This is a genomic window from Chitinophaga deserti (assembly GCF_003149455.1).
GTDB lineage: Bacteria > Bacteroidota > Bacteroidia > Chitinophagales > Chitinophagaceae > Chitinophaga > Chitinophaga deserti.
Genome location: NZ_QFFK01000005.1, coordinates 274597 through 289660, shown reverse-complemented (window position 1 = coordinate 289660; position 15064 = coordinate 274597). Strand labels below are relative to the sequence as shown.

The window sequence follows — 15064 nt, the reverse complement described above, 5'->3', positions numbered from 1 at the left end:
ATTTCAATCTTTATTTCTTGTCCCACCAAACGCGGCCGAGGATGTCGGTAGGGCCTTGTCCGAATTCCGGATCTTTGGCCATGTCGTCATAAGCGGCTTTCGCATTAACGTAGTTACGGTCTGTAGATACAGGGATACCGAAAATCGCTCTGCGTGGCATTACCTGCTCAACTCCGTCTGCCATCACTCTTTCCCAGGGGAAGATGGTGGAAGTGGCACTGGGGTAGCCGGTACGTTTGTAAACGCTCCAGCCCTCATTAGCCTGTTTAAAGAAGTTGATATAGGATTGCACTGCAATCTGCTCGAGACCATTCGCTGCTGCCCACTTCACTTTGGGAGCATTGTAGGCTGCATCGATCTCAGCACCGGTAGCCTCGCTGAATTCTACTACCGCCGCGTCTTTAGCGATCTGGCTGTAATATGCCATGGAAGCTTTCACCCCTTTCTCGTACCAGGCTTCCGCATCTCCGGGAGCACCTACTACACTGCGTACAGCGAGCTCTGCGCGGTAGAAGCATAGTTCAGCATAGGTGAGCAGCGGGAAAGTAACTTTACCGGTTCCGCCATTTGATCCTGGGCAGAAGAGACGATATTGTATACGGCTGAGGGTATCCAGCACCAGGTCGGCACCGTTCTTACGGATGGTCCGGGTGGTGTAGTATTTAGCATTTGCAGGATCAGCAGCGGCATCAGGAGATGCAAAGCTGCCAACATATTGGCGGGGATTGAATACTGCAGTGGGAGGCAGCTTTTCCTGCGCTTTTGCCAGATCGAAGTTTTCCTGGGTATAGGAGTTCTTTTGGAACATCATACGTAACCGAGGATCGTTCGTGGAATACAGGAAATCAATCATTGCTTTAGGCGCACGGAAGATGGCTCCTGTCGGATCCCAGTTGTTTCCTGAACCAGTGTGCTCGAAAGAAGTAACGAAATCCAGGTTATCGGCATTACTGCCGAAGTTGTCGCCGGCATTGGCCAAAGCCTCTGTTGCTATTGATTTGGCTTTCGCGGCATCACGCTTCATCAGTCTCATGGCAATACGTACACGCAGTGCGTTTGCAGCCTTTACCCATGACTGGGCATCCCCTTTGTAGAACATATCGGCATTACCGTAAGAGGCCTGACCGGATGCAGTCTTGAGGGTGTTGATGGAAGCTTTCAGCTCGTTTTCGAAAGTATTATACAATCCCTGCTGGTTATCGTAAGTGGGGGTCATAGTACCGCCATAACGGGCCTGGAATGCATTGGTGTAAGGCATACTGCCATTGATATCTGTGGTGTATACAGCGTAATACACTTTCAGGATGGTGGCAATCGCTCTTTCGTGCTGGTATTTGTCCTTTTCCCCGGCGGGCATAGCGTCTATGATCTGCTGTACATCTGTAAGTACGTTACCTACGCGGCTGTAGAAATATCCACGGCGCTGGTTGAAGTTACCTACTTCAGACATAAACGTTTTACCATTACCGTTCTGGGGAGTATGGTACTGCATCCACGGCATCATGATGCGGTAGTAATCGTAGAAGTATTCGAAATCCGCTTCGAAGGTGGCAACCACGCCATTGGCGAACTGCTCTTCTGGTTTCAGGTTGTAGATTGTGCCGGGATTGGTGTTGTACGAAATGAACCCTTCCTTCTTACACGCTGTTGCGCCCACAGTACCTGCAATCGCCGCGGCCATCCATATTTTATTCAGTTTCATGTGTTTCTTTTTTAGATGATAACATTATTCCGGATTAGAATGCGGCGTCCAGTTTAACACCGAAGCTTCTTACGTAAGGCAGACCTCCGTATTCGGCAAAGGTTGCGTTACGGTTGCTGAGGAAACCGCCTTCAGGGAAAATGTCATCTTTAGTTGTCTTATACAGATAGGTAAGGTTACGGCCGGTTACGCTAAGACGCATGTTCTGTACCTTCATCTTGTTAGCAAAACTTTGCGGCAGATTGTAGCCTACTGTAATCTCGCGGAGAGATACCCAGCTGTTCTCGAAAGTGGAGTATTCGCGGATACCGGTAGACCACTGCGTGAGACGTGCATAATAAATGCGGGCGCTTACAGGTTGTACGATACCCTGTTTCACTGCTTCATTATAAGACATGCCGCTCACATCGTAGGTCTGGCCATTAGGAGCTTTGATATTGATACCATCGGCAAATACACCTTCAGGAATAATACCGTCATCGAAAGTACCGGTCACGTTACCATTTGCATCAAATGTTTTGCGGGTAAGACCACCAAATGCTGCGCTGCGGCCGGGCAGTGTGCTCAGCAGGGAACCGTTGGTGGAACCATACTGATGCGTACCGGAAGCCATCAGGCCACCGATCTTGCCATCGATCTGGAAGCCGAGCATCCAGTTCTTGTAACGCAGGGTGTTAGTAGTACCGAAGAGGTATTTCTCCATCATGGAACCCAGTTCCTTGTCGGGCTGGCCTACTTCGGAGCGGCGGTAATAGCTGCCATTTTGTTTCAGCAGTTTCTGACCGTTGCTGGCATGCGACTTGGGAGTACCATCGGCATTTTTTGCCTGGTATTCTGCATAAGCGTAGCCAGTGATAATGGTACCGTAATCTTTACCTGGACGGGCAACTGAAGTCATGTCAGCACCAAATGCCATTTCCAGCGGGAAGCTGGCAACACCATCGGCCAGTTCAATGATTTTGTTGCGGTTACGGGTGTAGTTGATAGTAGCGTTCCACTCGAAATCTTTCGTGCGGAAAGGTACCAGTGTCAGCAATACTTCGATACCCTTGTTCTGGATATTACCGGCATTGATGAACTCGGAGCTAACACCGGATTCAACTGGTGCTGGCAGCGGAAGCAGCTGGTCGAAAGTATTTTTCTTATACCAGGTGAAGTCTACTCCAATGCGGTTATTCAGGAAGCGTACATCTGCACCAAATTCCCATTCTTTAGTGGTCATCGGTTTGATGTTCAGGCTGCCCAATGTGCTGCCGTCGAATCCGTAACGGGCAAATGAACCGTCGGGCCAGTTGTAGTTATTGAGATAACGGTAGTAACCACGGCTGGTTTCCCAGGCAGTTACGCCCTGGCCGGTATGTGCGTAGCTGGCACGCAGTTTACCGTAAGACAGCCATTTCATTGCATCTACACCTTTCAGTGATTCTGTAAAGATGTAGCTGAGGCCTACTCCGGGATAGAAGTAGCTATGGTCGCCTTTTCCTGTTTTAGGATAAAGCAGGGTCGAGTTCCAGTCGTTACGCGCGCTGAAGTTCAGTGTCAGCATACCCTTGTAGGTAAGGTCGCCATACAGGTAAGCAGCATCAATACGTTTGCTGGTACCATAGGCCCGGGGATCTTCGATACCTGCATCTGCACCAACAGCATTGATTGAGTTGCCAAGGAAGAAGAGACCGGGGGTTCTGAGACCACCATTAGTATAAGCACGGGCAAATTTAGCCGGCTCGAAGCGCTGGCTTTCACCACCTACTGAAACGGAAAGTTCCAGGTCTTCATTCAGTTGTTTATCGGCAGACAGTAAGCCCTGAATACGGGTGTTACGGCGGCCGGTTTCAAACACTTCATATCTGCCATCGCCACCAGACCATCCAAGGCCACGGCCCCAGTTTTTGGTTTCGCGTTCTGTGTTTGCATCGTTGATGTTGGCACGAACCAACAGGTTCAGCCAGGGTGTGATGCTGGCTGTAATGTCCAGGTTAGCGAGGAGTGTTTTCTCTGTCTGCCGCATGTCTGTATACTCACGGTCGAACCAGAGGTAACCCAGCCCGTAGGGATCGTTACGGCTTACACCACCGGTGCTGTCCAGGTAGTTATTCATCCAGTATTTGGTGTCGTAGTTACGCGGGTTGAAATACACCAATGCAAATACAGGGTTATTACCGCTGCCCTGTGCAACAGGGTTTTTGCTGTTAGAGATGGTATATTGTACGCTTGCATCCAGGTTCAGGAACGTGGAAACTTTCTGCGTGGCGCGCACGGCGAAGTTGTTACGCTTCAGCCATGTACCGGGAGTAATATAGGTGTTGTACAGATTGTTGTAGGAAGCACGGAATGAGTTACGGTCGCTACCACCTTCAATCGCTACGTTTGTATTAACGAATTTACCGGTGGAAAATGCATCGAGAAGGTTATTGGGCTTGGCTGTCCAGTCGATCATACGGCCGTCAATATCCTTTACTTTCTGCCCATTGAAACGGGGGCCAAAGCTCCAGAAGAAGTTGGCGGGATCTACCTGATCTACACCATTCGCATCTTTAGAGAAAGTAGGACTGATACCAGCGCCGAATTCATTCTGTGTAGCAACAGTTTTATAAACTTTATCAAAGCTTTCGGTGTGGCTGGCTCTTACACCAAGGCCTTTCTGTGCGCGGCCTTTCTTGGTGGTGATGAGCAGCACACCGTTCTGAGCCTGAGATCCGTAGAGGGCACTGGCAGCAGAACCTTTCAGGATGGTTACGCTCTCATAGTCTTCGGGGTTCAGGTTTTTGTACTGGTTACCGAAATCCTGAGAATTACCCCAGCTGTCGCCACCGGTGATACCGGGTTCCATGATCACACCGTCGATAACTACGAGCGGCTGCGCGTTGGCAGACAGTGTGGCGTTACCGCGGATACGGATGGTGGAAGAAGACATCGGGCCGGAGTTCCCCATATTCACGAATACGCCGGAAACCTTCCCGGACAAAGCATTCAAAAGATTGGAGTTGTTTGCGCGAACAAGTTCTTCGCCTTTCACTTCCGCAATGGAATAGGAGATTTTGCGGGTGGATTTCTTCTGACCGAAACCAGTAACCACAACTTCACTGAGGGCTTTGTTATCCTCTTCGAGTGAAACAGTAACGGTTGTACGGGAAGAAACATCTACTTCTTTTTTTGAATACCCCACAAAAGAGAACACCAGGGTGGCGTTGGGGTCTACTTTAATGTTGAAGTTCCCGTTCATGTCGGTAACTCCGCCATTTTTTGTTCCTTTTTCACTGACGGTCACGCCCGGGAGATAACCGCCCTTCGCGTCGTTTACCGTACCAGTGACAGTCTTCTTGGCTTGCGCATTTACTTGTTGGCACGCAACAGCCAAAAGAACTGCAATCAGTAGCAGCGATCTTTTCATTGTTCATTTTTTTGGTTAGTGTGAGTTGCTGTATAAGGTGTTACACGCTATGCAGGGGCATAAGAAGGCTTCCTGTCAATTGTTCACTGCCGGAAATAAAGTTATACTTGCATCCATGCGGGATGCGCCTGCAAAGTCAATGTCTGATTCTGGTTGTTACCTCATTAAATAAATTGAAAATAAATTTGATTCTGTTGATTTTGATTGTTCACTATTAACTGTTCACTGTATAGATTCTGTTCACAGAATACATTAATAATAACCCGATTTGTTCGTTGTTTAATTCTGTTCACTATCTGTTAAATAATGCCCGATCTGTTCTTTGTCTAGATTCTGTTCACTGAATAATTAATATTATACTCGACTGATTCGGATTTCTTACGCTCTCTCTGTCATAACGCACACAAAAATGGATGGGATTATACTATAGATCCTGGTTGAATCTGTCTCAAATGTACGCTTTTTTACATTTTCTCACTAAAACGTTTTAGCGATACATTTTTAAAAAAAGAACCTTTACGTGGGTTCTTCATGAAAGTCCAAAATGTCTGTTAGATTAATGTTGTACTATCTGTTACTGCTCAATGTCTCTTTCGACTTCACTGTTACAACTCAAACTTATATCTTTTTTCCAGAAAAACCAACAAAGACACACCAACTTTTTATGAGCTGTTAAAACTGGATAAGATCCCGATTCGCTCCAATTGGTGTGTAATTGTTACACTATCCTACTCTGCCAATACCTTTGAACGCTTTCGGCAGCTTTCCCGGCGGATAAGGGTGGCGGGTAAGACAACCTGGTTGATCTGGTTCTGTTGCTGATTTAATTCATTCATTAATACCTGCACCAGGTTATGCGCGATGTCGTGTATAGGTTGTGCCACACAGGTAATACCGGGTGTATGCAGGCGGAAAAGATCGTGATCATCGAAGCTGATCAGCGCCAGGTCTTCCCCGATTTTTAGCCCCAGATCTTTGATAGATTCGATTCCATAAACGCCCAGGTAGTTGGTGGCAAAGAAGATGGCATCCAACCCGGAAGCCCCTTTGATGAATTCCATGATCTGCTCTACTGCTTCTTCTTTAGTAGCGGAGAAAGGTATCTTTTTGATCATTTTCCGGGGAAAAGCCGCGCGGTGCGCTTTCATAGCCGCCGTAAACCCGTTAATCCGCTCCTTCATCTGTATCTGTTCGGAAGTGGTGGATACATATGCAATCTTGCGGTACCCCAGGTTCAGCAGGTACTCAGCCGCATCGTAAGCGCCCTGGAAGTTGTTCACCATTACGTAATTGGTCGGTATCTGGGGGAGATAGCGGTCCATCAGTACCATGGGCTTCCGGCTATTTTTAAGGATCTCAATTTCCTTATCAAGGTTCGGAGTCGGAGTAATGATATAGCCGTCTACCTGCCGGTATTCCAGCACTTCCAGCAGCCCGCGGGCTTTGGTGAGGTTATCTTCAGTGCTGCCATACAGCACCTTATATCCGAATTTATCTGCTTCTTCCTCCACTATTTTAGCAACGTTGGCGAAAAAATGGTTAGCGATATCTTCTACAATAAGTCCTATGGTCTTAGTTTTGCCGGTACGGAGGCCGCGTGCGAGCTGGTTGGGCTTGTACTTGAGTTTAGCAGCCAGCTTCAGGATTTTCTTACTTACCTGCTCGCTGATCCTCTTTTCCCGGGCTTTGCCGTTCAGCACGAACGACACCGTAGTTGGCGATACGCCAGCCTGTTTGGCAATATCTTTAATGGAGATCCCCTTCATATTTGGTTGTTGCGAATGCGCTCAAACGATTTAGCAATGACAAATTACACAAATTCCGTCAAAACAAAAAAGTTCAGTGAAATTGAACTAGACTAGTATTTTTTTAACCTAAATTTCATAATTTGCCAGAATAGAAATTAAAATGGCAAAAAACCTTGCCTGCTTTTTCACAGGACTTAATCATATAAGGAAGCAAATATGAAACCCATTCTCATTAAAGTGGGGGCCTTTGCCGACAATCAGATCACCATCATCGAGCGGTGCGATCCCTATTTCAACACACCATTCCATTTCCACCCGGAATGCGAGCTGGTTTATGTAACTGAAAGCCAGGGGAAGCGCATCGTGGGAGACAGCATCGAAAGCTTCGACGTAGGCGATATGGTATTCCTCGGTCCGAACATACCACACGTTTGGTACAACGACGAGGCATACCACCGCAACGACGAGTCGCTCAAAGCCCGTTCCGTCGTGATCTATTTTCCCAAAGACATCTTTGGCGACAAATTCTATGGCCTTCCGGAAACCAAAGCGCTTACCGATCTCTTCCACCGCGCCCAACGTGGTATGAAAATCATCGGCAGTACACAGGAGAAGCTGAAAGACGAGATTCTTGCCCTTCCCCGCAAAGAAGGTCTCGAACGGATCATTTCCCTGCTTGAAATCCTTAAAACACTTTCCGAGACGAAAGACTACTATTACCTTGCCTCCACCGGTTATTCGCATGCTTACAATGTGAAAGACAACCACAAGATCGACGAGGTATTCAAGTATGTCATGAACAATTTCTCGAAAGAAATTTCCCTGCAGGACGTTGCCAGCATCACCAACCTATCCCCTCAGTCGTTTTGCCGCTTCTTTAAGAACCGTACCAAAAAATCGTTTGTGCAGTTCCTGAACGAGGTACGCATCGGCCATGCCTGTAAAAGGCTTACTGAGGAAGACTGGTCTATCGCCGAAATCGCCTACAGCTGCGGGTTTAAGAACCTTTCCAATTTCAACCGCTTTTTCAAGGAAATCGTAGGAAAAACTCCGAAAGAGTACAAGAACGAACTACGTCTGAAAGAAGCACTCTGATCGCATTCTCTTTATTTACTATCCTTCCCTTACCTCCCTTCATATCCGCCCTGCCGGCGCGGCAGGCAGCTTATTGCCCGGTATAAATCTCCCAGCTAAACGTTTTAGTAAAAGAAAGGCCGGCCCAAATGGGCCGGCCGGTCATTCTTAAGATGAGCTATGTCTATTTATTGCTATGGCTTGTCCCACCAGAGGCGGGTGCCGCCGTTATCGGGGCCACCTAGTAAGGTTATTGCTTTCTGAACTCCTTTCGGGTTCGTTTCATACTCCGTATTCACGAAGTTTACGCGGCGGATGAACTCCGTTGTGGAGATTTTTCCTCCGCTGTTGTTAATCATTACCGGGAAAAGCTTCGGGTATCCGGTGCGGCGGAATTCCGTCCAGGCCTCCTGCCCTTCCGGGAACAGCGCAATCCATTTCTGGGTGATGATGCGCTCCAGGTTCTTTTCATCTGTAGCCACATCGTCCCATTTGATAGTGATTTTGCTCAGCCATGGGTTACCTGCAGGAATGTTGTTGGCAGCGTTTTTCGGATCCACATAAGGCGCAGCCGTGCTGGTATTATCCTGAATGTAATCTGCATACTTACCAGATACACCATGCTGTGCAAATGAGGTTTCCACACCTTTCTCATAGTTGGTCCTTGCATTGCCGGCGCCCGCCCATTTATTAAGGGCAGCCTCAGCTTTGAGGAACCATGCTTCTGCAGCCGTCATGAACTGGATCCTGCGGTTAGAAAGCAGGTCGGGGTTCAGTGCGGAGAAGTTTTCATATATCTCCTTTCCTGCCATGGCTACGCCCTGCCGGATGCCTTTATACTCGCCCGGGAATTCGGTGGAGGTAGCGAAGAATTTCGCGAGGCGGGGATCAGCATACCCTTTCAGGATCGATTCCATGGGAGCCGCCATCCGCGTATCTTTCCAGCCTGCGGAAATACTGAAAAGCGGGTGGTCCACCGGGGTTACGTTAATGTTGAAATCATCTTCAGTGGCGCTAAGCAGGCCAATCGGATGTGCCAGCGCAGCTTCGCCTTCCGTTTTCGCCTTACCGGGATCAGCCGCAGCTATCCGGATGGCCAGGCGCAGCCTTAAAGTATTCGCCAGTTTCGCCCATTTACCATAGTTACCGGCGTAGGGCGACAAGTCGAACTTCGTGAATGACTGTGGCGCACCGTCTGCCTGCAACTTAGCAAGGATGGTAACAGCTTCCGTCAGATCCGCGAAGAAAGCGTAATACGCATCTTTCTGGGAATCATAATCCACGCTGCCGTCAGCATTCACCTTACCGTACTTGGTGTAAATAATAGGGCCGTAAGTATCCGCAATCCGGTGCATGGTAAGCACTTTCAGAATTTTAGACCATGCATAAAAGCCCTGGTTATCTGCTTTCGTCAGGTTCTCCACATAATCGCACACGGGCATTACGGAGCTTTCGGACGAAGGTGTAAAAGAGCCGTAAGCGCAGCCCCAGAGGGTCACGTTCCAGCCATCCTGCAGATTATAGGTGTTGTTGTTATTGTTGAGGTTACCGAATGGGTTAGGCGGTGTCATGTACCCGGAGAAGATATCCGCCATAAGGTTCTGCTGTACCTGATATACCCAGGTAGGGTTGCTGACATAGATACTCCGCTGAATTTGCTTGAAGGGCTCACCAATGTGCTGGTAGTCCCATTTCAGCTCCTCTTCGGAAACACCATAGGGATTTTTGTTCAGATCTTCGAACCCCTTGGTACAGGCGACCATCGTGAGAAGGGCCGCGATGCCGGTGAGTGCTGCCGGTCTGGAAATGATATGTTTGAACGATTTCATTTTCTTTTCTTTTTTAGGTTACGGAGATCAAAGTCCCAGTTTCAGGCTTGCACCAAAGCTGCGGGTGGCAGGCAGGCCAAAGATGTCTATACCCTGCAGGCGGTTATCGCCCCCTGCTGATACTTCCGGATCAAATGGCGCATCGCGCTTCAGGAAAAACAGGTTTCTGCCGATAAGGCCGAGACGCAGATTGCGGACGATCTTGCCTTTCAGCGGCACCTGGTAACTGATGGCCAGCTCCCGCAGGCGGATCGCTGTGGCATCGTACATATACATATCACCATTACCATTACGGCCACCGATATCTTCATAGTACTGCCTTGCATCGTACAGGCCGGTGTAAGGTTTTCCGTCTTTATCGATTGCGTTCTCCAGCCTGATACCACCTGCATCACGTGCTGCTGCACTGGCTTCACTCACACCTGCCGCATCCAGTACGGATTGCGTCATGCTCATCACTTTACCACCGAAGCGGCCATCGAAGAGGAAGGTCAGGCTAAAGCCTTTGTAGTCGAGCTTATTGTTCCATCCCAGCGTAAAGTTCGGGTTGGGGCTGCCTGCATACAGGATACCGGAGTTGGTAGAATCCTGGATACGGTTATTGCTGCCCAGCACTATCTGCCCGGCGGCATTGCGTTTCACCACTGCCTGGGTGTAGATATCCCCCCACTGTCCGCCTTCTTCCACTGCGGAAGCGTACATGTTGGAACCGGGTTCGGTCAGGCGGAAGATTACCGACTTCTCCACAAGGTTAGGATCGGAGAGTTTTACCACCTTGTTCTTATTATGAGCAAGGTTGATATTGGATGTCCAGGTAAAATCGCGCGTTTTAACGGGTACGAGCGTCAGCATGGCCTCAATACCTGTGTTACGGATGTTACCAAGGTTGAGGTAGTAGAGCGAGTATTTCGAACCCGGAGGGGCCTGAATCTCTACATACTGACGGTAGTTATTGTTCTTATACCAGGTAAGATCTACCCCGATGCGGTCGTTCACGAAACGCATTTCGAGTCCGGCTTCGAAAGAGCGGTTGTCTTCCGGCTGAAGGTAAGTTTTGGGATGAGGCACCCGGTTATTAAAGCTCAGCTGCTTCACACCACCCAGAATACGGTAGTTGTAAGTGGCAGGCCGGCTGATATACGCAGGCAGGTCGTTACCCACCTTGGCATAAGAGAGGCGTAGTTTGGCGAAGCTCATCGCCTCAGGCAATTTCACCATTTCGCTGAGTACAGCGGTAAGACCGGCAGAATAATAAAAGTAACCGCTCTTCATGGTAGGGGTGTAAGCGAAGGTGCTCGACCAGTCGTTACGCCCGGTGAGATCGAGGAAGATATAATCCTTGAAACCCAGGTTTGCACTGCCGAAAAGGGCCTGCACCTGCTTACGGTCTACCCCCTGCTGCACCGTCATGGCTGCAGGATCTATGTTGGCAAGCTGAAAAATATTGGGAGAGAACAACCCGTCCAGCGGGCCTACGTTGTTATCGTTAAGCACACGGTCGCGGGTACGGAAATCCGTGATGCTGCCGCCTACGATACCGGAAAGCTTCAGGTCTTTGCTAAGCTCTTTGTTGTAACTGAAGATCAGATCGCCATACAGCTGGGTATTGAATTCTTTCTCCAGCGTGTACCGGCCGTTGCGCGCCGCCTGAGAAAGGTGGGTGCTGGCGTTGATACGCATTTCGTATTCGTCGTAAGAACGGTCGAAGTTACCGCGTGCCTGAACAGACAGCCAGCTGAGCAACTGGTACTTAATAGCGAGCGAAGCCATGCCGCGGTAGCGTTCTTCTTCCCGAACGTTACGGTTCAGGATCCAGTAAGGGTTGGCCAGAATTTCTTCTCCGGGCTGATCGAGATCGGTGTTGATGTTCCACCAGTTCTGCGTCATCATGTTCCTCTTGAGGGAGAACACTTCAAACTCGTCTTTATACTTCTGGAAATTGAGCCCGCGGGGGAACATGTAAACGCTGGTGAGCGGGTTGAAGTAAAGTCCGCTTACAGGCCTGTTGCGTGCCCCCTGTTTGATGAAGGTGATATTTGCATCGAGGGTCAGCTTGTCGTTCAGCAGCTTCAGTGTTTCGCGGAAGTTAAAGGTGTGGCGGTTAAAGCGGCTGGTGGGCATAACGCCTTTGCTGCTGGTGTTGGAATAGGAGAAATAAGACTGAGCGATTTCGTTGCCTCCGCTAACGGAAAGGCCGTTCGTCCAGGTGCCGCCGGTATTGAAGAATCCTTTCACATGGTCTGTAGCATTGGTTTTGGCGCCCCAGCTGGAAGAAAGGGGGTTACCTGAACCGGGGTCTACCGACTGGCCGTACCGGAACTGCAGTTCGGGCAACAGCATCACTTTCTCCATGGTATAATCCGAGGAGTAATCTATGCGCATTCTGCCTGCACGGCCGCGTTTGGTAGTAATTACGATCACACCGTTGGCGGCCTGGCTGCCGTATTGAGCGGCGGCCGAAGCTCCTTTCAGGATGTTGATCGTCTCGATATCGTCAGGGTTGATGTTGGAAATACCATCGCCGCCATCGCGCCCTGCACCAGATTGAATATCACCGGATTGGCCGTATGCATTTGCGGGTTGCGAGGGAGAAAAATTTGCCATAGGCACCCCGTCTATCACGTACAGCGGCTGATTTTCGCGGGTAGATTTATTGCCGCGCATAATTACGCGGGCGGTACCTCCGAGGCCGGAAGCGCTGCGGTTGATGGTAACGCCTGCAGCCTTGCCGGCAAGACTGTTGATCACGTTCGCGTCTTTTACGCGGGAGAGATCGTCGTTATTGAGTTGTTGAGTGGCGTAGGCAAGTTCTTTGGATTTACGCTGCACGCCGAGGGCGGTAACTACGATTTCATTGAGAGCCCGTGTATTTTCCTCTAAAACAATATCATATACATCGCCGCTGCCCACGGTTACTTCCTGAGCGGTAAAGCCGAGGAAGCGGAATACGAGCACATCGCCGGGGTTTGCGCTAACGGTGTAGCCGCCGTTCCCTACGGTTTGGGTGCCTTTGTTGGTGCCTTTGATCACAACGGTGACCCCGGGCAGCGGGTTACCGTTGGCGTCCTTTACCGTTCCGCGGATCTCCTTGTCCGCCCGGGCTTCTTCGCCCGCTTTGCCGGGAACAGCTATAATGCCTGTGGCAGCCTGTTCCAGGTTTACAATAATCTTATTGTTTTTTCTCGTAAATTTCAGTCCGGTTTGTTCCGTGAGCTGGTTCAGCACCTCTTCCAAAGGCAGCTTTACGCAGTTCAGGTTGATCTTCTTCCGGAGGTTCAGATCGGATTTGTCGTAATGGAAACTGAGACCTGTCTTAGCGGCAATTTCAGTAAACACCTCCTCCATGTTCTTGTTCTTGACCTGGATGGTGATACTGATGTTTCGGGTACCCTGCGACTCGGCACGAGCACTGGCGGTGTAAGGAGCCGCCAGTGCGATGGCCATCGCAAGACCTGCCAATAACACAAGGTGTAGGCATTTTTTCATACATCTAGTTTTTGCGGGTAAGGAAAATAGTGTCGTTTTTCAGTGTGTAGCTGATGTTTTTAATTTGACAAATAGTTTCAACAATCTCCTGCAGGCTCTCATCTCTGAAAGAGCCGGTATACGTCCAGTCGGCATTCCCCGTTTCATTCACCATCGTTACGTTATAACGGTTTTCAAGCTCTGTGGCAACTTCGCTGTATGAGGCGTCCCTGAACGCAAGTATGCCATGCTTCCACCCTACGATATCATCTTCTCTTTCGAAAGTAGACTTGGCGGCTTCCATCGAATTCCGGTCGATACTGAGCCGTTCGCTTGGCAACAGAATCACCGCATCCTGCTGGTTGGCCTGGCCCACTTTCACTTTACCTGTCAGCAACGCCACGGTGATGCGCTGCTCGCGGGAATAGGAGCGGATGTTAAAGGAAGTTCCCAGTGCAGTGGTGGCAACACCGTTGCAGTGAACGATGAACGGATGGCGGGGATCTTCCGCCACTTTAAAGAAAGCCTCGCCTTCTTCGAGATATATACTGCGGTCGGGACCGCTGAAACTTACAGGATAACGCAGCCGGGAGCCGGCATTGAGGTTCACCGTGGAGCCATCAGCAAGTACAATCTTTTCGGTAGCCCCTTTCGCCGTGGATAGCTCAACATACCCGTTGCGCACTACACGGTTGGTTTTAGCCACAGGAGATTGTACCGCCGTATGGACCGGGTTCTGTGGATGATCAGCAGGCGTTGGTTTGTAAAGGAAGGAAACAGCGATGGCTCCTGCCATCAGGGCGGCTGCACCGGAAATGGCCCAGGTACGCCAGCGCCGTGGCCGCATGGGAATTACAGGAGCCCCGGATGTGGCTATATGGTCCTGCAGGCGCATCTTCACATCTTCCAGCTGCTCCTGCAGAAACTCTTCCTGTATCATCGCGTTGCGGTGCCGGTTTACACTGGCAAACCACTGCTCGATGATGCGCACTTCTTCCTCGGTGCATTTACCCTGCGTATACCGTTCCAGGACTTTTCGGATCTGATCAATTTCCACGGCGATCGTTTTTTAGTTGGTGATACAGGTAAGTCGCACCGGCTAAAAAAAAGTACCATCGGAAGGAAAGATTTTTTTAAGGGAGGATGGAAAGCACTACCGCCACGGTCAGCAGATCGGTTTGCGTGTAATGCGTGCGGAGGATTTTCAGGGCTTTGGATATCTGATTCTTAACGGTTTGCTGCGAAAGCTCCAGCCTGGAGGCGATCTGCTCAATACTGAGGTTCTCGAACCTGCTGAGCATAAAGATCTCTTTCATCTTTTCCGGCAGGCGGTTGATGGCTTCAAAAACCTCGGCGGCCTTGGCCTTGTAATCGTATGTTTCGGAGATGTTATGGGGCTGTGCATCGAAATGCTCTATGAGTTGCTGCAGGTATTTGCGGTACGTCAGGTCTTTACGGTACAGGTCAATGATTTTGTGACGCACGCTCTGGTAGAGGTAAGACCGGAGCGATTGCAATACATCCAGCCGGGTGCGCTTTTCCCATAAGGTGGTAAAGAGATCCTGGAGTACATCCTTGCTGGTTTCCCCCCTGTCCGTTTTGCTGAGTATGTACAGGTACAACGGCCTGCTGTACCGGTCGTAGATAGCGTTAAACGCCGCTACGTCGCCATTGCGCAAAAGGGATAACAATTGCTCGTCTGAATAGCTTTGGTACATAAAAAATTTCGGTTGATAAAATGCGATCGATTTTGGCTTAGCTGTAATTCTTTCTATTCTTCTAACGTGTCAAATCCGGTTAACCTCTTGGGCAAAATAGTAAATCTCCCACACTTTCAAACATTTTTTCCCGCTGC

At 49.5% G+C, this 15064-nt stretch carries 8 protein-coding genes; 1 reads left to right on the top strand and 7 read right to left on the bottom strand.

Features of this window, described 5'->3' with window-relative positions:
* Positions 1-10 precede the first annotated feature (10 nt).
* From DEV76_RS13585 to DEV76_RS13575, 3 genes are all read right to left on the bottom strand, one after another.
* A complete protein-coding gene (locus DEV76_RS13585) occupies positions 11-1702 on the bottom strand; it encodes a SusD/RagB family nutrient-binding outer membrane lipoprotein (RefSeq protein ID WP_109698455.1) in 1692 nt (563 codons plus the stop codon).
* A 34-nt stretch (positions 1703-1736) separates the two neighbouring features.
* Positions 1737-5093, bottom strand: coding sequence for a SusC/RagA family TonB-linked outer membrane protein (locus tag DEV76_RS13580; RefSeq protein ID WP_109698454.1), 3357 nt, complete (start codon positions 5091-5093; stop codon positions 1737-1739).
* Positions 5094-5821: 728 nt separating this feature from the next.
* Complete coding sequence (locus DEV76_RS13575) at positions 5822-6859, bottom strand: LacI family DNA-binding transcriptional regulator (protein WP_109698453.1); 1038 nt, start codon at positions 6857-6859, stop codon at positions 5822-5824.
* Between the two features lie 198 nt (positions 6860-7057).
* On the opposite strand from DEV76_RS13575, the gene DEV76_RS13570 reads away from it, so the two are divergent.
* Positions 7058-7936, top strand: coding sequence for an AraC family transcriptional regulator (locus DEV76_RS13570; protein ID WP_109698452.1), 879 nt, complete (start codon positions 7058-7060; stop codon positions 7934-7936).
* Positions 7937-8109: 173 nt separating this feature from the next.
* On the opposite strand, the gene DEV76_RS13565 is transcribed toward DEV76_RS13570, so the two are convergent.
* From DEV76_RS13565 to DEV76_RS13550, 4 genes are all read right to left on the bottom strand, one after another.
* The gene (locus DEV76_RS13565; RefSeq protein WP_109698451.1) at positions 8110-9744 is read right to left on the bottom strand and encodes a SusD/RagB family nutrient-binding outer membrane lipoprotein; all 1635 of its coding nucleotides are present in this window, start codon (positions 9742-9744) and stop codon (positions 8110-8112) included.
* Between the two features lie 27 nt (positions 9745-9771).
* Positions 9772-13230, bottom strand: coding sequence for a SusC/RagA family TonB-linked outer membrane protein (locus DEV76_RS13560; protein ID WP_109698450.1), 3459 nt, complete (start codon positions 13228-13230; stop codon positions 9772-9774).
* A gap of 4 nt (positions 13231-13234) precedes the next feature.
* Entirely contained in the window at positions 13235-14266 is a 1032-nt protein-coding gene (locus DEV76_RS13555; protein ID WP_109698449.1) for a FecR family protein, read from the bottom strand.
* 76 nt (positions 14267-14342) lie between these two features.
* Positions 14343-14927, bottom strand: coding sequence for an RNA polymerase sigma factor (locus tag DEV76_RS13550; protein WP_109698448.1), 585 nt, complete (start codon positions 14925-14927; stop codon positions 14343-14345).
* Positions 14928-15064: the final 137 nt, after the last annotated feature.